Origin of the sequence: Streptomyces sp. NPDC006879, assembly GCF_042869595.1 — a bacterium.
In the GTDB taxonomy this organism is placed as follows: Bacteria; Actinomycetota; Actinomycetes; order Streptomycetales; family Streptomycetaceae; genus Streptomyces.
In genome coordinates, this window is record NZ_JBIAGC010000024.1 from 1 (window position 1) to 16,528 (window position 16,528).

Sequence of the window (16,528 nt, forward strand, 5' to 3'; positions counted from 1 at the left end):
CCGTCAAACGCAAGCTCAAGCAGATCCAGTACCGCCCACACCTGATCGACGGCTGCCTCGCCGGCACAGACCTGATCATGGACGGCTGACCGACAACACGAATTCAAGTTCAGTAGCCTCTGCCGGTGACCCTCGCCCGCCGTGACGCCTTTACCCCGGAGAGCCGCGACGAGCACCCCCTCGCCGTCGGCCGCCAAGCCTGCTGAGAACTGAGCCTCCAAGAGCTAAGCCTCACGCCCAATGGCGGCTGACTGGTGAAGATCAAGGTGTAGCACCAGGAGCCAGGGCGCTGGGGCAGTAAGGTGATGATCTTGATGTGGCAGGTGTGACCCACCTCGGATCCGTCCTGGATAGCCTCATTTACCGGGCTGGGCCTGTGTGCGTTCGGCAAGCTGATCACGATGTTGCGGCGCGAAGGTGTCGACGTGGTGCACCCGGGAGGGACGTAGTCACTTCCCTCGGGGGCCGTCCCCTTCGGGGCCTCAAAGTTTCGGTTATCCGGCCGAGGCGAAGAGCCGTTCGTGGGTCAGCGACGCATGGAGTGCAATCCGGCCTACCCCACGAGCGCCGAGGGGCCACCCAGCGAATAGGACGACCCCTCGCTTCGCCCCTACTCGGATACCGCCTTGCTGCTGGCGACTGCCGTGGGCTCCCGCGGGGTCCTCTTGCGGGTTGCGCCCTGCGCAGCCGGCGTGAGGTTCGCCTTCTGGAGGAACAGCAGGAACGGGGAGACGTAGGCCGATGCTTCCATGGGCGTCGTCTTGCCGTAGAGAACGAGGACGACGCCGGCCGAGAGGGCGCTGCCGAACATCGCGGCCCGCGCGAACAGGGCTGCACGCCCTTCTGTGTTTTCGGACATACTGGAATTGCTCCTGTCTCTTCGAAGGACTGTGGGCACGGGCCACCCGCTTCGTTACCAGGCGCCGCGGGTGGCCTGTTCAGTGTTCGGGCACCGGATGTGCCCTGCGGCTCAAGGGCGCTCCCCTCGTCTCCGGCGGGTGTGGGGCGCCGGCTGCGACGCCCCACTGCGCGGCCCGACCGCCCGAATGCGTGGGGCGTGAGGGCGACCCTCCGCCTCGCGATGCACTGCGTCGGACGTCGAGGGCTGATCCGTCGGGGAGGAGAGGAGAGCGCTTAGGCCGCGTTGGTGGACGCGTATCCGTCTCCTTCCGGCCAAACGATGGTGATCTGCAGCTGAGCGCACAGATCCACTAGGTCGTCCTCGGGACGGGACGGGACCAGCAGGCCGAGTTCCGGCTCAGGTAGGAAGCGGGAGTAGTCCAGGAGTTGGCCGATGGCCATGCGGATGGCACTCCGGGCGACCGACCCTTTGGCCTCGTACAGCCGGTTGGCGGTGACGTCGTAGAGGTCGGTCAGGAGCACCTTGGCCACGCCGGCCGGCGCGATCCGGTGGCGTGTCGTTTCGTGGCCCAGCAGGCGCAGGTGGTCGGCGTACCCGAGTACGAGCTTCGCTTCCGCCCGCTCGGCCTCGTAGGGTTCGCGGGAAGGCTCGACCAACATCCGCTCGGTGTACTGGGCTTCCACCTCCAGCGTCTCCACCTTGGGCTGGTCCTGCGGGGTGTGGGGCAGCTGGGAACCCGCGGGCCGGGCCGCAGTTACGGGCTGGAAGCGGAACATGATGACACTGCGGATCGGGCCGCCATTGGTCTCCGGGGCTTCCGTGCGGTACCAAGGCCGGTCGGCGGGCAGGGTGAACTCCCCGACGTACTGACACATGCCGGAACCGGCGCCCCTGAAGAGACGGAGGGCGCGGCCTTCCCGTGCGTGGTTCAAGATTGCCAGGTTGCCCTGAGTCATCTTCTGGTCGCCGAGCTGGCCCTCACCGGCGTAGTGGTAGCAACCGTCCTCACCCCAACCGTCGAAGTACCCGTGCTTGTGGCCCTTCGCGGGGTCCGTGAAGCAAAAGACGTTGTTCGACACCCGCGAGGGGCCGATGCCCCCCTGGCGGCGCCCCCCGTACTTCTCGTGGAGTTCGACGCGCTTGAGGACATCGCCGACGGCGATGTCCCAGTCGACCGACGTGCCCGTAGCCATCAAGCCGTACCCCTACCCTCCACTTTTAGGTCGCTTCTCGCACCTAAAAACATACTCTACATCGAAGCGCTGACGTGGCCGCATAAATGCCATCAGCGAGCTTTCGTCAAGAGTACCGCTCGACTGCACATGAAAAAAGGCCGCCGGCCGCCCTCTCCATGTCCGGAGAGGGCGGCCGGCGACCCAAAGGCTGACCAGGTCGGAGCGTGACCCGCTCTGACCCGTGGTGACCTTAGATGTCGAAGTACAGCTCGAACTCGTGCGGGTGCGGACGCAGCTGGATCGGGGCGATCTCGTGCTGACGCTTGTAGTCGATCCAGGTCTCGATCAGGTCGGAGGTAAAGACCCCGCCCGCCTGAAGGTACTCGTTGTCCGCCTCCAGGGCCTGGAGCACGGACTCCAGGTTGGTCGGGACCTGCGGGACACCCGCGTGCTCCTCGGGAGCGAGCTCGTAGAGGTCCTTGTCGATCGGCTCGGCGGGCTCGATCTTGTTCTTGACGCCGTCGAGGCCGGCGAGCAGCAGCGCCGAGAAGGCCAGGTACGGGTTCGAGGACGGGTCCGGCGCACGGAACTCGACGCGCTTGGCCTTCGGGTTGGAGCCCGTGATCGGGATGCGCATGGCGGCCGAGCGGTTGCGCTGCGAGTAGACCAGGTTGACCGGGGCCTCGAAGCCGGGGACCAGGCGGTGGTAGGAGTTCACCGTCGGGTTGGTGAAGGCCAGCAGCGAAGGCGCGTGCTTGAGGATGCCGCCGATGTAGTAGCGGGCGGTGTCCGAGAGGCCGGCGTAGCCCTGCTCGTCGTAGAAGAGCGGCGAGCCGCCTTGCCACAGCGACTGGTGCACGTGCATGCCCGAGCCGTTGTCGCCGAAGATCGGCTTCGGCATGAAGGTCGCGGTCTTGCCGTTGCGCCAGGCGACGTTCTTCACGATGTACTTGAAGAGCATCAGGTCGTCGGCCGCGGCGAGCAGCGTGTTGAACTTGTAGTTGATCTCGGCCTGGCCACCGGTGCCGACCTCGTGGTGCTGGCGCTCGACCTGCAGGCCCTGGGCGTCGAGTTCCAGGGAGATCTCTGCGCGCAGGTCGGCGAAGTGGTCCACCGGGGCGACCGGGAAGTAGCCGCCCTTGTAGCGGACCTTGTAGCCCCGGTTGTCCTCTTCCTTGCCCGTGTTCCAAGCAGCGGCTTCGGAGTCGATGTGGTAGAAGCCCTCGTTCGCGGAGGTCGCGAAGCGCACGCTGTCGAACACGTAGAACTCGGCCTCGGGGCCGAAGTACGCGGTGTCGGCGATCCCGGTGGAGGCGAGGTAGGCCTCAGCCTTCTTCGCGATGTTGCGCGGGTCGCGGCTGTAGGCCTCACCCGTGATCGGGTCGTGGATGAAGAAGTTGACGTTCAGCGTCTTGTCACGACGGAACGGGTCCAGCCGGGCGGTGGACAGGTCGGCGCGCAGGGCCATGTCCGACTCGTGGATCGCCTGGAAGCCGCGGATCGAGGAGCCGTCGAAGGCCAACTCCTCGTTCGGGTCGAACGCCGCCGCCGGGATGCTGAAGTGCTGCATCACACCGGGCAGGTCACAGAAACGGACATCTACGAACTTGATGTCGTTGTCCGCGATGTACTTCTTCGCATCGTCGGCGTTCTGGAACATCCAACTCCTCCTACTCCCGACCCCGGGGCGGAGGCGGGTTGCGTAGCTCGTGGTGCGGCCAGTGCGGTGGCGCACGCTGCCCTGACCATAGGCAGGCGGGATTTCTCAAGCATGACCCATTTGTTTCGCACAAGTTAACCGGGGACCCGTCAGAGGGGACCAAACGGACGCGGGTACCGTGGTCGGGTGGACAACAGGCAAGCAATCGGATCGTGGCTCTCGGGACCTCGCTCGGCCGCCGAGGACATGGGTGTGGACTTCGGTTACCGGGGCGAGCGCCTCGGGCTGCCGCAGGAGGGTCCGGGCTCGATCGCCCGGTTCGGCCGCCGGATGGCTGCCCTCGTACTCGACTGGTTCCTCTGCATGCTGATCGCCTACGGCCTGTTCTCGGCCGGTGAGCAGCGGGCGGCCACCAACATCGCCATGGCGGTCTTCTTCGTCCTGTCGCTGTTGACCGTCGGCACCGTGGGTTTCACCCCTGGTAAGCGGCTGCTCGGCCTGCGCGTGGCCGCTGAGGACGGAGGGCGGCTGAGCCTGCCCCGGGTGCTCCTGCGCACGGTGCTGTTGTGTCTGCTGGTGCCGGCGCTGGTCTGGGACCGGGACGGCCGTGGGCTGCACGACCGCCTCAGCCGTGCGGTGCAGGTCCGGCTCTGAATTTCGCTGACGCCGTCGCCGCTTCCTGTGCACGCCGGAGGTGCTGTGAGCCCTGCCCGCTGTGTGGCGCGGGAGGAGTGGGCTCACCCGGCGCTGTGCGGGCCGGTGCGAAACAGTCCAGCTCCGGCCTTGTGCAGGCCGGAGCTGGAGGGTGTGACAGTGCGTAGGGCGGTCAGCGCGCCTTTCCGCCGCGCGGCATGCGCATGCCCTTGGGCATCGGCCCCTTGGGGATTGGCATATTGCTCATGAGGTCCCCCATGGCGCGCAGTCGGTCGTTGACCGTGGTGACCTGGGGGCCGGACAGCGTGCGCGGGAGCTTGAGGAGGGTGGTGCGCACCTTCTTCAGCGGCACTTCGCCCTCGCCGGTGCCGACGATGATGTCGTGCACCGGGATGTCCGGCATGATGCGCGCCATCCTCTTCTTCTCGGCCGCGAGCAGCGTCTTGAGCCGGTTCTGGTTGCCCTCGGCCACCAGGACGACGCCGGCCTTGCCGACCGCGCGGTGGACGACGTCCTGGTTGCGGTTCATCGCGATGGCGGGAGTGGTGGTCCAGCCGCGACCCACGTTCTCCAGTACCGCCGCCGCCGCACCGGGCTGGCCCTCCATCTGTCCGAACGCGGCCCGCTCGGCACGCCGGCCGAAGGTGATCGCCGCCGCGAGCAGTGCCATCAGGAAGCCCAGGATGCCCAGGTACACCGGATGGCCGATCAGGAAACCGATCGCAAGGAAGACACCGAAGGTGACGATTCCCACGCCCGCGAGCACAAGACCGATCTTGGAATCGGCCCGTCGCGTCATTTTGTACGTCAGGGCGATCTGCTTCAGTCGCCCGGGGTTCGCAGCAGTGTCTGCGTTTGCCTTCCTCGCCATGTACTGAAGTTTACGTGTCCTACGAAGAGCGGGTAGCCACGGCCTTCAGTGCGTGCTCCGTCTCGACCCGGTCCTTGGCCCGGCGGCGGTCTTCGAGGACGGCTGTCCAGGCGTTGCGACGGGCGGTGCTCTGGCCGCCGCGCAACAGGACGGACTCGACGGCGCGCAGGGCGTCGCCGAAGGAGGGGAGTGCGTGGGCGCGAACGGGCGCGGCCTGCATGATGTCGGTCCTCTCGTGGTCGGCCTGGTGCAGGGTGCGGTGGTGTGATCGCGACTTGCTTCCGTTGCAGAAACGTTGCGCCTCACATGGTCCGCAGAGCGCCGCACCAGAGTGCTGAGCTGTTGCGGTGTGTGGAGCAAGTGTCACTGACTGGTGTTACCAGGGCGTGACCCGGCGGTCAAACGCTGATGAAGCCATGTCGCGCGACGGGTGGAAGTCCTGACACTTGCTGGACGCAAACGTGACACGGCCCGCCCCGTTCCCGACCTGCGGGGACTGGGGCGGACCGTGTCACGGGGCCGGTCGAGTGCCTCTTCTGACGATCTACCGGTCAGTAATCTCTTGTGCGCGAATTCACACGCCGGGACTTGTGACCGAATCAGACCGCTTGCGACGCGATGATCTCGCCACGCTTCTCGATCGCCTGCTGGTACAGCCGACCCGCCCGGTACGAGGAGCGGACCAACGGGCCGGACATCACCCCGGAGAAGCCGATCTGCTCGGCCTCCTCCTTCAACTCCACGAACTCCGCCGGCTTGACCCAGCGCTCGACGGGGTGGTGCCGCGGCGAGGGGCGCAGGTACTGCGTGATGGTGATGAGCTCGCAACCCGCCGCGTGCAGATCGTGCAGCGCCTGGCTGACTTCCTCGCGCTCCTCGCCCATGCCCAGGATCAGGTTGGACTTGGTGACCAGCCCGTAGGCGCGTGCCTGGGTGATCACATCCAGCGAGCGCTCGTACCGGAAGCCGGGGCGGATGCGGCGGAAGATGCGCGGCACGGTCTCCACGTTGTGCGCGAAGACCTCGGGGCGGGAGGCGAAGACCTCCTCCAGCTGTTCCGGAACCGCGTTGAAGTCCGGGGCGAGGAGCTCCACCTTGGTGCGGCCGTCGGCGCGCTCGGCGGTCTGCTGGTGGATCTGCCGTACGGTCTCCGCGTACAGCCAGGCGCCGCCGTCCGCGAGGTCGTCGCGTGCCACGCCCGTGATGGTGGCGTAGTTCAGGTCCATGGTGACGACGGACTCGCCCACACGGCGTGGTTCGTCCCGGTCCAGCGCTTCCGGCTTGCCCGTGTCGATCTGGCAGAAATCGCAGCGCCGGGTGCACTGGTCTCCGCCAATGAGGAAGGTGGCCTCGCGGTCCTCCCAGCATTCGTAGATGTTCGGACAGCCGGCCTCCTGGCACACGGTGTGCAGTCCCTCGCCCTTGACGAGGTTCTGCATCTTGGTGTACTCGGGGCCCATCTTCGCCCGGGTCTTGATCCACTCGGGCTTGCGCTCGATGGGGGTCTGGCTGTTCCGGACCTCCAGGCGCAGCATCTTGCGTCCGTCGGGTGCGACAGCGGACACGTCCGGCTCCCTACGACTTTGATTCCTCGGCGTCCACCAGGGTACGCCCGTTATTCGTACGCTCTTACGTCCGACCAACCTGTGGCTGTAAGGACGCATTCCCGAGACACTGCGGCCCGCTAGAGGGCGGTGGCCGCCTCGACCTCGCGCGGGCGCAGATCCGCGCCCTCCAGCACCTCCCGCAGATGGCGTTCGAGTACCGGCAGTACCTGCGTGATGGTGATCTCCCGTCCGAGTTCGGCGGAGAGCGAGGTCACACCGGCGTCCCGGATTCCGCAGGGCACGATCCGGTCGAACCACGTGTTGTCCGGATTCACGTTGATCGCGAATCCGTGCATGGTGACGCCCTTGGCCACCCGGATGCCGATGGCGGCCAGCTTCCGGTCCTCTCGGCGCTGGCCCGCGTTGGAGGGGGCGTACTCGGGGCCGTTCAGCCGGGGGTCGAACTCCTCGTCGTGCAGGCGCGGGTCGAAGTCCAGGGAGAGCCCGCCGATCGCGGGGCGCTGGTCGACGGGGTCGCCGAGCACCCAGACTCCGCTGCGGCCCTCGATCCGGGTGGTTTCCAAGCCGAATTCCGTGGCCGTGCGGATGAGAGCGTCCTCAAGGCGTCGGACATGGGCGACCACGTCGACCGGTCGCGGCAGTTTCATGATCGGGTAGCCGACCAGTTGGCCCGGCCCGTGCCAGGTGATCTTGCCGCCGCGATCCACGTCCACGACCGGAGTGCCGTCCAGCGGTCGTTCGTTCTCGGCCGTGCGCCGGCCGGCGGTGTACACCGGAGGGTGCTCCAGCAGCAGGCAGGTGTCCTCGATCTCGTCGGCGAACCTGGCGGAGTGCACTCGGCGCTGTTCCTCCCACGCCTGCGTGTACTCGACCGCGTCCGGACCGAACCCCATCCGGACAAACCGCAGCTCAGCCACCGTAGTGCCTCCCTTGAGAACCTTCAGTGTGCATCTACCGCACCCCGCCACTGTACGGCGACGGATCCGGTCCGTGTCGGGGCGGGTCCAGCCGTCGCGGACCGAGGGGCGGCCGGACCCCGCCGCCAGGCCTATCGGGCAGGGCCCACCCCTCAGCTCACCGCGCGGGGGCTAGTGGGCGGGACCGCGGCGGCGTCGGTGGGTGCGGCGCGGGCGTGGCAGATCGGGGTCCTCGTCGGCCCGCGGCAGCCGACGGTGGCCCTCGGTGTGGTCGTTGACCCACCCGCACACTCCGCAGGCATAGCGGCCGTCGAGCCCGGCGATGAGCGTGCCGCAGCGCCGGCATTCGGACTCGGTCAGTTCGGGGGCGGGCAGCGGCGCGGTCGGCTCGGGGTCCGATGCCTGCGGGGATGCCGGCTTCGGCTGCCTCGGGGTCATATCGGCAGCGTACGAGACGGGTGGGGACGGGTTGAAGGGGCGGGAGGGGTTGGTGTGGTGATCGGGGCGGCAGTTGCTTAGCGCAAGGAGTGGCCTCGTCGTAAAGCAGCCACCTCATTCTTCGCACGATCGGATGAATGTGGGGCAGAGGGGGCAGCAATGAGGGAGTTGGCCGCTACATTCACGCCGTTCACAGGGCTGTCCACCGGCCCGGAAGGCAGGAGACCGCACACCTGATGACGGAACGACCTCCGCAGCGCGTCCCCAACCGCCAGCTCGCGGCGCTGATCGCGGAAGCCGGCTTCTCCAACGCCGGGCTCGCCCGGCGCGTGGATCAGCTCGGGCTGGAGCACGGTTTGGATCTGCGGTACGACAAGACGTCCGTAACTCGATGGCTGCGTGGCCAGCAGCCACGGGGCACCACTCCCGCGCTGATCGCCGAGGTCTTCACCCGGCGGTTAGGCCGCCGCCTGTCGGCCCAGGACCTCGGTCTGGATGCCTGCGCTCCGGTCTACGCCGGACTGGAGTTCGCCGCCACCCCGGAGGAGGCCGTGGACATCGCCAGCGGCCTGTGGCGCAAGGACTCCGGAAGCCACGCGGAGCTCCGCAAGATCGCTTTCACCCCCGCCGGACTGGTCGTCCCCAGCCGCGACTGGCTGATCGGCCGGCCCGACGAGCGGGTGGGGCGGGGGGAGGCGTCCCCGCCCGCCGGGCGGGTCCCCCTCCAGGGCCGTACCTCGGTGCCCCGGCAACGTCAGGGCGACCGCGGCCCGGGGCAGCGAGTGACAAGCGGGGACATCGCCGCCCTGCGCTCGGTGGGTGAGCTGTTCCGGGCACTGGACCACGCCTACGGCGGTGGACACGCCCGCCAGGCCCTCGTGCGCTACCTGGAGCACGAGGCGGAACCCATGCTGCGCGGCACGTACGGGGAGTCCACCGGGCGGAGGTTGTTCGCCGCCGCCGCTGATCTCACCCGGCTGGCCGGCTGGACCTCGTACGACATCGCCGCCCACGGGCTCGCCCAGCGGTACTTCGTACAGGCGTTACGACTGGCCCAGGCGGCCGGGGACCGTTCCTACGGGTCGTACGTGCTGATCACCATGAGCAGGCAGGCGATCTACCTGGGGCACGGTCGGGAGGCGGTCCAACTGGCCCGTGTCGCCCAGCAGGGCGTCGGCGTCGGCGCTCCCGCCGTGGTGCAGTCGCTGCTGCACTCGGTGGAGGCGCGCGGGCACGGGGTGCTCGGCGAGGTGCGGGCTTGCACCGCCTCCCTGGTGCGCGCCGAGCGAGCGCTCGGCAGCGCCCGTCCAGGGGAGGACGTGCCCTACTGGGCCCGGTCCTTCGACGAGGCGCAGCTCGCGGACGAACTCGCGCACTGCTACCGGGATCTGCACCAGTACCGGCCGGCGGCGCAACACGCAGAACGTTCCCTGCAACTACGCGCTCCCGGGTACGCCCGGAGCAGGCTCTTCTGCCGGGTGGTGCTCGCCTGCGCCCGACTGGGCCTGGGGGAACTCGACCAGGCGTGCGCGCTGGGCGCCGAAGCGGCCCAGCAGGCCATGGAGATGCGTTCCGCCAGGGCGGTGGAGTACGTGCGCGACTTCGAGCGCCGGCTGGAGCCCTACCGCGACGCCGCCCCGGCACGGGCCTACCGAGAACGGGTGGCGGCGCTGCTGTAGGGCCACCACCCGTCCGACTCGACCGGCACCGGGCGGGTTGTTCAGGCGGCGACCGGAAGTACCGGCGTCATCAGACCCGGTTGCAGGCCGAAGTCGCGCAGGATCGCGGCGGACGCGCGCCGTGCCGAGTGGAGCGCCCCCTGCACTGTTCCGGTGTCCCGGTGGTCACCGCAGACGTACAGGCCGGACAGGACTCGTACGGGCCGCCGCAGGTCGTGGGGCGGCGCCATCGCCGGTACGGCCTCCGGGGTGTGGTGGACCGCGAGCAGCTCCCAGTCGGCCACCGAGGTGCCGTACATGGCTGCCAGGTGGGACCGCACGCTCCGTTCCTCCGGCGGGGGGCCGAGAACGGTGGAGGAGACCAGCACCCGGCCGTGCGGGGCTCGCGAGGGGTCGACCTCGCTCATGACAGCGGTGTGCTGGACGGGGCCGCGCAGGTCGGCGTCGAGGATCAGGGATGGCTCGGCCAGCGGCGAGACCGGCGCGGTGTGGTGCAGGACCGTGATCGGGTGGAAGGCGGGCACGCGCAGGCCGGGCAGTAGGTCGGCCGCGGCACGGGCACCGGTGGCGAGGAGCACCGACCGGCAGCCGAACTCCCCGTGCTCCTCGGTGGACACCGCCCGGGTGGAGACCGATCGCACGCGTACCCCGGTCCACAGCACCCCGGTGGGCAGGCTGTCGGCCAGGAGCTCGGGCAGGGCCGACGCCCCACCCTGGGGCACGGCGAGCCGGCCCCGGGCGAAGGAGCGCAGCGCGAGGTCGGCCACTCGGCTGGAACTCGTGAGCGCCCCTTCGCCGAGCAGGGTCGCAAGGAGGGGCCGCAAGAAGCCGTTGACGGCCCGGGTGGACAGTCCACGGGTGCGCAGGGCTTCCAGCGCGGTGCGCTCCGGTCGGCTCAGGAGGCGCTCGGCGGGCATGGCCGCCAGCCGACCGAGGGCCGCGCTCAGTCGTGCCTGGTCCAGTGCGCCCCCGCGCGCGCGGGGGGCGCTTGCCAGGGCGCGCGCTGCTGTGAGTGCGCTGCGCGTGCTGCCGTTGATGCTGGCGCCCGCCCGCTGGGTGCGTCCCTCTCCGTGTAGCAGGACCCCTGGTGCGAAGGGCCGCAATACCAACTCCCCCAGTCCGGGGGAGCGGGTGAGCTCCGGATAGGCGGTGCTGAGCAACTGGCCGATCCGGTCGAGACGGAAGCCGTCGATCCGCTCGGTGGACATGCGCCCGCCCGGACCGGCTGCGGCCTCCACCACGGCCACGGACAGGCCCGCGTTGATGAGGTGGTGAGCCGCTGAGAGTCCTGAGACTCCCGCTCCCACGATGACGACGTCCGTGAAATGTGCGCTCCTGAGCACGTGCCCCTCCCCGAGGTCGGCGCGGCTGTGTGGGATCGTCTTTCCCCAGCCGGACCCAGGAATACCCCTGTGCCAGTCGAATTGGCAGCGCAGCGACGGTCGCGTTTGGGCGCACAGCGGTCGCACGGCGTTCCGTGCGCGTTCATAACCGGTCACCTTGCGGTCGCTGTTGGGTAGTCGGATGGACCTGGCCCACCACGGCGAGCCCCTCAGCGCAGTGCGGCCCGCAGTGCGTCGTCGATGCCGGCGTGGGTGAAGCCGAAGCCCGAGGCCAACAGTCGTTTGGGCAGCACCCGCTGACTTCCCAACACGTCCTCGGCGAACTCCCCCAGCGCCAAACGCATCGCCGGCGCGGGCACCGTGAACACTGCCGGACGCCGCAGCACCCTGGCCATGGCCGCCGTGACCTCGCGATTCGTCAACGGCTGGGGGGCCGTCAGGTTCACCGGCCCGCTCAGCTCCTCGGTATTGATCAGATGCCGCAGCGCGGCCAATTCGTCGTACAGGGAGATGAAGCTCCAGTACTGCCTGCCGTCGCCCAGTCGGCCACCCAACCCCGCACGGAAGAGGGGGAACAACCGTCCCCAGGCGCCGCCCTCCCGCGCCACCACCAGACCCGTACGGGCGAAGACGGTACGGATTCCCGCCTCCTGTGCGGGAGCAGCAGCGGCCTCCCACTCCACGCACACCGAGGGCAGGAAACCGGCACCTGGTGGCGAGTCCTCGTCCACCGGCTGGTCACCGGTGTCCCCGTAGTAGCCGATCGCCGATCCGCTCACGAGTACCCGCGGCGGCGTCCGGAGCGAGGACAGCGCTCGTGCGAGGGTCGCCGTGCCCCGTACCCGACTGTCACGAATCCGCTGCTTGTACGCCTCGGTCCAGCGGTGGTCTCCGACCCCGGCGCCCGCGAGGTGCACCACGGCGTCCAGGCCCTCCAGCCCCGCACGGTCCACCTCGCCGCCCATCGGATCCCAGCGAACCTCGTCCGCCCCCTCGGGAAGCTGCCGCACCAGCCGCAGCACCGAATGACCCTCCTGCCGCACCGATTGCACCAGAGCCGTGCCGATGAGTCCGGTCGAGCCGGTAACAGCGATTCGCATTTCCCCATCCTGACCCAACTGCGCCCACCGCTCACGCGGCTACCGCCCCCAAGAGGGAACCTGCCGCGTACGTGACGCCCATGGCGAGTGCGCCGCCGGTGGCGTTGCGCAGCACCGCCCGCAACGGCGGAGCGGCCCCGAGCCGGGCACTGAGCCATCCGCATACCGCCAGCGCGCACAACACGGAGACGAAGGTGACCGGCACCCGCAGGGAAGCCTGCGGCAGCACGATCGCCAGAAGCGGAAGGATCGCGCCCACGGTGAAGGAAGCGAAGCTCGCCAGCGCCGCGTGCCAGGGGTTGGCGAGCGCGTCCGGCTCGATCCCCAGCTCCACCCGGGCGTGTGCCCGTAGCGCGTCCCGCTGGGTCAGCTGCTCCGCCGCCTCCCGTGCGACCGCTGCGCTCAGGCCACGGTCCGAGAGCAACCCGGTCAGCTCGATCAGCTCTGCCTCCGGGTCGTCGGCCAGCTCGCGCTGTTCCTTGGCCAGTGCGGCCCGCTCGGAATCCCGTTGGGAGCTCACCGACACGTACTCGCCCGCGGCCATCGACAGCGAACCGGCCAGCAACCCCGCGATCCCGGCCGAAAGGATCGCAAGGCGCGAAGTGGTGGCGCCGGCGACACCGACGACCAGCCCGGCGGTGGAGGTGATCCCGTCGTTGGCGCCCAGCACGGCGGCCCGCAGCCAGTTCAGCCGGGTGCCCAGGTGTGAGGGAGGAACGGTCGGTGTGTCCGGCGCCGGCGGCCGGGGGGCGTCACTCACTCCACCACTGTCCGGCCCCCAGAGGCACCAGGCCACCGGACGCCTGCTGGGTGACCGCCCGCGAGGACCACTCGGCGTGCGGTGGACGGCCCCTCGTACCAGGGTTGAGGCGTGAGGCCGCGAAAGGAGCGCGACGAACCCGGCTGGATGCGCGGCGCGCCCCCGCCGCGCTGGGCGCGGATCGCGCCACCGGCCGCGGTCGTCGTGCTGTCCCTGGCTCAGGCACTGACGCCGAGCTACGTCGAGCTCGGCTTCTTCCTCGCCGCGATCCCTCCGGTCGCGGCCTTCTCCTACGGGGCGGCCGGCACCGCGCTGCTGGCGCTCCTGGTGCTCGTGCTCCTCCTCCCGGCGATCGGGGTGGGCAACGCGCAGGGCACCGACCTGTTCACGGTGGCCACGGTGGGGCTGCTGAGCGTGGTCATCGCCTGGGTGCGGCGGCGCCGGGACGCCCAACTGGTGAGCGTGCGGACGATCGCGGAGGCCGCCCAGATGGCCGTGCTCGCGCCGCTCCCGGACCGGGTGGGCCCGGTGCGTTGCTCGGGCCTCTACCGCGCCGCCCAGCGCGGCACCCTGGTCGGCGGGGACCTGTACGACGTCAAGGCCGGGCCGTACGGTGTTCGGGCCCTGGTCGCTGACGTGCAGGGGCACGGGCTGGCCGCCGTCGGGACGGTGGCAGCCCTGCTTGGGGCATTTCGGGAAGGAGTGCTCGATGATGCGGGGCTCGGTGCTCTGGCCACCCGGCTGGACCGCAGGCTGATCGAGGACTCCGAGGGGGTCGAGCACCCGGAGCTCTTCGCGACCGCGGTGCTGCTGGAGTTCCCGCCCGGGGCCGGTGTGGTGCGCATCGCCTCCTGTGGGCATCCTCCCGCCCTGCTGCTGCGCGAGGCGACGGCGGTCGAGGTCGGGGTGGATCCGGCGCCCCCGCTGGGCCTGGGGATGGTCTCCCTGAAGCCGCCGCCGGTCATCGAGGTGCCGCTGCGGGCGGGCGATCGCATCTTGGCCTACACCGACGGCGTGACCGAGTCCCGGGACGCGGCCGGCGTCTTCTACCCGCTGTTGGAGCGGCTCCCGCTGCTCGCCACCTCCGCGGCCGGCCGTCCCCGCTCGGCTCGTCTGGCCGGCGCGCAGGGCGACGGTTTGGCACCCGGGGGCCTGGCCCTCGCCCTGTGGCATGACCTCGACCACTTCAGCGACGGCCCGAAGGACGACGTGGCCCTCCTGGTGCTCTCCCCGGACCCGGTGGCTCCGTAGCCGCCGAGGGCCGTCCGGGCTCGTTTCCGGTGCTGGCATCGCCACCGGGCAAGGTGGCCGTCGCTGGCGCCGGTTGCGGGCGGCGGGCGCGGACGTTCCACTGGGAGCAGGGAGCTTTCGGAGACGTGCCGTGAGGAGTTCGCCATGGGCATCGGAGTCTCCAAGGTCGCCGCTGTGTCCCTCCAGGTGAGCGATCTGGATCGGAGCGTCCGCTGGTACTGCGATGTCCTCGACCTACGGCTGGTCCGCGAGTTCGTGGTGACGGAGGAGCTGTGGGGGGTGGTTCTCCTCGACACCGACGCGGAGTACGCCCTCGTCCTCCAGCCGCTTCCTCCGGGTGCCTCGGCGGCGAACTTGCGGGGGAGTCGCCCGGTGGTGCTGGCCGTTGACTCGCGCGGCTGCGTGGAGGACATCGCCGGACGGCTTCGGAGACTGGGGCTCAGACCCAAGGGGCCGCTGACGGACCCTGACGGGGTCCTGGTCGACGTGGCCGACCCGGACGGGATCCTCCTGCGGTTCCGTTACGTGACCGCGCCCGCCTCGACGGCTTTCCGTGGGGTCACCTATGACGCTGCCGGCACTATCACCGGGACGTACGAGCATGCGCGGCTGAGTACGCCCGAGCGCCTGGTCCCGGATCGAACCCCACCGGTGTCGGACCGGCCGCCGGAGGCTTCAGCTGCCGAGCAGCCGCATGCCGGAGGTGAGCTCCCGCAGGCATCGCAGGGCGATCGGGGCCGGTTCGGGGGCTGAGGGCGTGGCGGCCCACACCTCCAAGGCGACGCGGATCGAGTCGGTGGCCGCGGCGGCGAGCAGGCGGATCTCCAGCGGCTCGTAGTCGCTGCCGACCAGCCGGGTCAGGACGGGGACGAGGTGTTCCTCGGATTCCCGATTCACCCGGTACCAGACGGCTCGTAGCGCCGGGTCCTGCTGGGCCGCCAGCAACAGCCCTCGGGTCCATCGGAGTTCCTCCCTGTCCACGACCGGCTCCGACAGTGCGTCCTGCACGGCCCGCTCCAGGGCGGCGGAGAGCGGTGTGCCCGGCTCTTCCCTGGCGAGCAGGGCCCGCCAGGTCTCGCCGCCTCCGGCGAGGAGCGGTGCCACCGCGTCCTGCTTGCTGCGGAAGTAGCGGTAGAAGGTGCGCAGGGCCACGCCGGCGCGCTGTGCGATGTCCTCCGCGGTGGTGGCGTCCGGGCCGCGCTCGGCGAAGAGGGTTCCGGCGGCACGGGCGATCTCCAGTTGGGTCGCCGCCTTGCGCCGTTCGGTCAGGGTCAGGGGACCGGCGGAGTCCGGGAGGGAGTACGGGCGTGGGGATCTCACTCTGGTGAGGGTACGCCCCGGATCCGACGCCGGCCGGATAGCTGGCTTGAAATGTCTCTCTGGCAAAACGTGCCAGGTGGGCGTAGCCTCCTCTGGCTGACACACCCACCTACCCGCACGGGAGCTCCCCAGATGAACCGCTATGAAGGCCGCCGCGTACTGATCACGGGCGCCGGTTCCGGCATCGGCCAGGCCACTGTCCACCGCATCCTCGCCGAGGGCGGCCGTGTCGTGGGCGCCGATGTGAACGAGGAAGGGCTGAAGGTGACGGCCGCGCGGGCCGCCGAGGAGGGGATGGCCGAGCGGCTGACCACCCTCGTACTGGACATCTCGGACGAGGTGGCGGTGCGGGACGGAATGGCAGCCGCCCTGGGAGGTCTCGGTGGGTTGGACGTGCTGGTCAACGCCGCCGGGATCCTCGACTCCGAGCACACGCACAAGACCACCCTGGACTTCTGGAACAAGATCATATCGGTGAACCTCACCGGCACGTTTCTGATGATCCGTGAGGCATTGCCCGCCCTCCTCGAAGGGGCGGGCCCGGTCATCGTCAACTTCAGCTCGACCTCGGCGAGCTTCGCGCACCCCTACATGTCCGCCTACGCCGCCAGCAAGGGCGGCATCCAGTCGATGACCCATGCCATCGCCGCCGAGTACAGCAAGCAGGGCCTGCGAGCCGTCTGCGTGGCGCCCGGCTCCATCGCCAGCGATATGACCAGCGGCAAGGGGCCGGGGCTGCCGGAGGACACCGACTGGAGCCTGTTCGCCAAGCTCGCCCCGGCGATCGGCCAGGGCTTCGCCGGCCCCGAGACCGTGGCCGGAGTCGTCGCCATGCTGGGTTCGCAGGACGGTGCGTTCATCACCGGCACCGAGATCCGCATCGACGGCGGCACCCACTACTGAGGTCGCACGCCTCGCCGGGGCCGCACG

Annotated in this window: 18 protein-coding genes and 1 pseudogene; 6 read left to right on the forward strand and 13 right to left on the reverse strand. The window is 69.7% G+C overall.

All coding sequences use genetic code 11. From position 1 onward, the window contains the following. A partial coding sequence (locus ACFYMC_RS18650) for a hypothetical protein (protein ID WP_388526141.1) occupies positions 1-221 on the reverse strand: 221 nt, incomplete at its 3' end. Between the two features lie 129 nt (positions 222-350). Here ACFYMC_RS18650 and ACFYMC_RS18655 point away from each other — a divergent pair. After that, a pseudogene (locus tag ACFYMC_RS18655) lies at positions 351-440 on the forward strand (IS5/IS1182 family transposase); the annotation flags it as partial. A gap of 170 nt (positions 441-610) precedes the next feature. On the opposite strand, the gene ACFYMC_RS18660 reads toward ACFYMC_RS18655, so the two are convergent. From ACFYMC_RS18660 to glnA, 3 genes are all read right to left on the reverse strand, one after another. After that, the gene (locus ACFYMC_RS18660) at positions 611-859 is read right to left on the reverse strand and encodes a hypothetical protein (RefSeq protein WP_388526143.1); all 249 of its coding nucleotides are present in this window, start codon (positions 857-859) and stop codon (positions 611-613) included. Positions 860-1,134: 275 nt separating this feature from the next. After that, complete coding sequence (locus ACFYMC_RS18665) at positions 1,135-2,055, reverse strand: restriction endonuclease (protein WP_388526145.1); 921 nt, start codon at positions 2,053-2,055, stop codon at positions 1,135-1,137. Positions 2,056-2,287: 232 nt separating this feature from the next. After that, the gene (gene glnA, locus ACFYMC_RS18670) at positions 2,288-3,697 is read right to left on the reverse strand and encodes a type I glutamate--ammonia ligase (RefSeq protein ID WP_388526148.1); all 1,410 of its coding nucleotides are present in this window, start codon (positions 3,695-3,697) and stop codon (positions 2,288-2,290) included. Between the two features lie 186 nt (positions 3,698-3,883). Here glnA and ACFYMC_RS18675 point away from each other — a divergent pair, with 186 nt between their 5' ends. Then, on the forward strand, positions 3,884-4,351 hold the full coding sequence (locus ACFYMC_RS18675) for an RDD family protein (RefSeq protein WP_388526150.1): 468 nt from the start codon (positions 3,884-3,886) through the stop codon (positions 4,349-4,351). Between the two features lie 172 nt (positions 4,352-4,523). On the opposite strand, the gene ACFYMC_RS18680 is transcribed toward ACFYMC_RS18675, so the two are convergent. The 5 genes from ACFYMC_RS18680 to ACFYMC_RS18700 form a co-directional block, all read right to left on the reverse strand. Then, complete coding sequence (locus ACFYMC_RS18680) at positions 4,524-5,222, reverse strand: DUF4191 domain-containing protein (RefSeq protein ID WP_388526152.1); 699 nt, start codon at positions 5,220-5,222, stop codon at positions 4,524-4,526. Between the two features lie 19 nt (positions 5,223-5,241). Then, positions 5,242-5,442 carry a hypothetical protein gene (locus ACFYMC_RS18685; RefSeq protein ID WP_388526155.1) on the reverse strand — a complete coding sequence of 67 codons (201 nt, stop codon included), beginning with the start codon at positions 5,440-5,442 and terminating at the stop codon, positions 5,242-5,244. A 379-nt stretch (positions 5,443-5,821) separates the two neighbouring features. After that, positions 5,822-6,787 (reverse strand): lipoyl synthase, encoded by a 966-nt coding sequence (gene lipA / locus ACFYMC_RS18690; RefSeq protein ID WP_388526158.1) that lies wholly within the window; start codon positions 6,785-6,787, stop codon positions 5,822-5,824. A 119-nt stretch (positions 6,788-6,906) separates the two neighbouring features. Further along, complete coding sequence (gene lipB / locus ACFYMC_RS18695) at positions 6,907-7,707, reverse strand: lipoyl(octanoyl) transferase LipB (protein WP_388526161.1); 801 nt, start codon at positions 7,705-7,707, stop codon at positions 6,907-6,909. Between the two features lie 171 nt (positions 7,708-7,878). Next, a complete protein-coding gene (locus ACFYMC_RS18700; RefSeq protein WP_388526163.1) occupies positions 7,879-8,145 on the reverse strand; it encodes a hypothetical protein in 267 nt (88 codons plus the stop codon). Between the two features lie 236 nt (positions 8,146-8,381). Between ACFYMC_RS18700 and ACFYMC_RS18705 the strand changes: the two genes are divergently transcribed. Beyond that, on the forward strand, positions 8,382-9,824 hold the full coding sequence (locus ACFYMC_RS18705) for a regulator (RefSeq protein WP_388526166.1): 1,443 nt from the start codon (positions 8,382-8,384) through the stop codon (positions 9,822-9,824). Positions 9,825-9,865: 41 nt separating this feature from the next. Here the strand turns inward: ACFYMC_RS18705 and ACFYMC_RS18710 are convergent, their stop codons facing one another. From ACFYMC_RS18710 to ACFYMC_RS18720, 3 genes are all read right to left on the reverse strand, one after another. Beyond that, the gene (locus tag ACFYMC_RS18710) at positions 9,866-11,167 is read right to left on the reverse strand and encodes an NAD(P)/FAD-dependent oxidoreductase (protein WP_388526169.1); all 1,302 of its coding nucleotides are present in this window, start codon (positions 11,165-11,167) and stop codon (positions 9,866-9,868) included. A gap of 209 nt (positions 11,168-11,376) precedes the next feature. Then, positions 11,377-12,267: a TIGR01777 family oxidoreductase gene (locus tag ACFYMC_RS18715; RefSeq protein WP_388526172.1), complete on the reverse strand. Its 891-nt coding sequence runs from the start codon at positions 12,265-12,267 to the stop codon at positions 11,377-11,379. Between the two features lie 31 nt (positions 12,268-12,298). Next, entirely contained in the window at positions 12,299-13,027 is a 729-nt protein-coding gene (locus ACFYMC_RS18720) for a VIT family protein (RefSeq protein WP_388526175.1), read from the reverse strand. 111 nt (positions 13,028-13,138) lie between these two features. On the opposite strand from ACFYMC_RS18720, the gene ACFYMC_RS18725 reads away from it, so the two are divergent. Together ACFYMC_RS18725 and ACFYMC_RS18730 are read left to right on the forward strand one after the other, a co-directional pair. Continuing rightward, complete coding sequence (locus ACFYMC_RS18725; protein ID WP_388526177.1) at positions 13,139-14,278, forward strand: PP2C family protein-serine/threonine phosphatase; 1,140 nt, start codon at positions 13,139-13,141, stop codon at positions 14,276-14,278. Between the two features lie 144 nt (positions 14,279-14,422). Beyond that, positions 14,423-15,031: a VOC family protein gene (locus ACFYMC_RS18730; protein ID WP_388526180.1), complete on the forward strand. Its 609-nt coding sequence runs from the start codon at positions 14,423-14,425 to the stop codon at positions 15,029-15,031. Here ACFYMC_RS18730 and ACFYMC_RS18735 read toward each other — a convergent pair. Further along, the gene (locus ACFYMC_RS18735; protein ID WP_388526183.1) at positions 14,954-15,598 is read right to left on the reverse strand and encodes a TetR family transcriptional regulator; all 645 of its coding nucleotides are present in this window, start codon (positions 15,596-15,598) and stop codon (positions 14,954-14,956) included. The genes ACFYMC_RS18730 and ACFYMC_RS18735 overlap by 78 nt on opposite strands. A 132-nt stretch (positions 15,599-15,730) precedes the next feature. Between ACFYMC_RS18735 and ACFYMC_RS18740 the strand changes: the two genes are divergently transcribed. Further along, positions 15,731-16,501 (forward strand): SDR family NAD(P)-dependent oxidoreductase, encoded by a 771-nt coding sequence (locus ACFYMC_RS18740; protein ID WP_388526186.1) that lies wholly within the window; start codon positions 15,731-15,733, stop codon positions 16,499-16,501. Positions 16,502-16,528 lie beyond the last annotated feature (27 nt).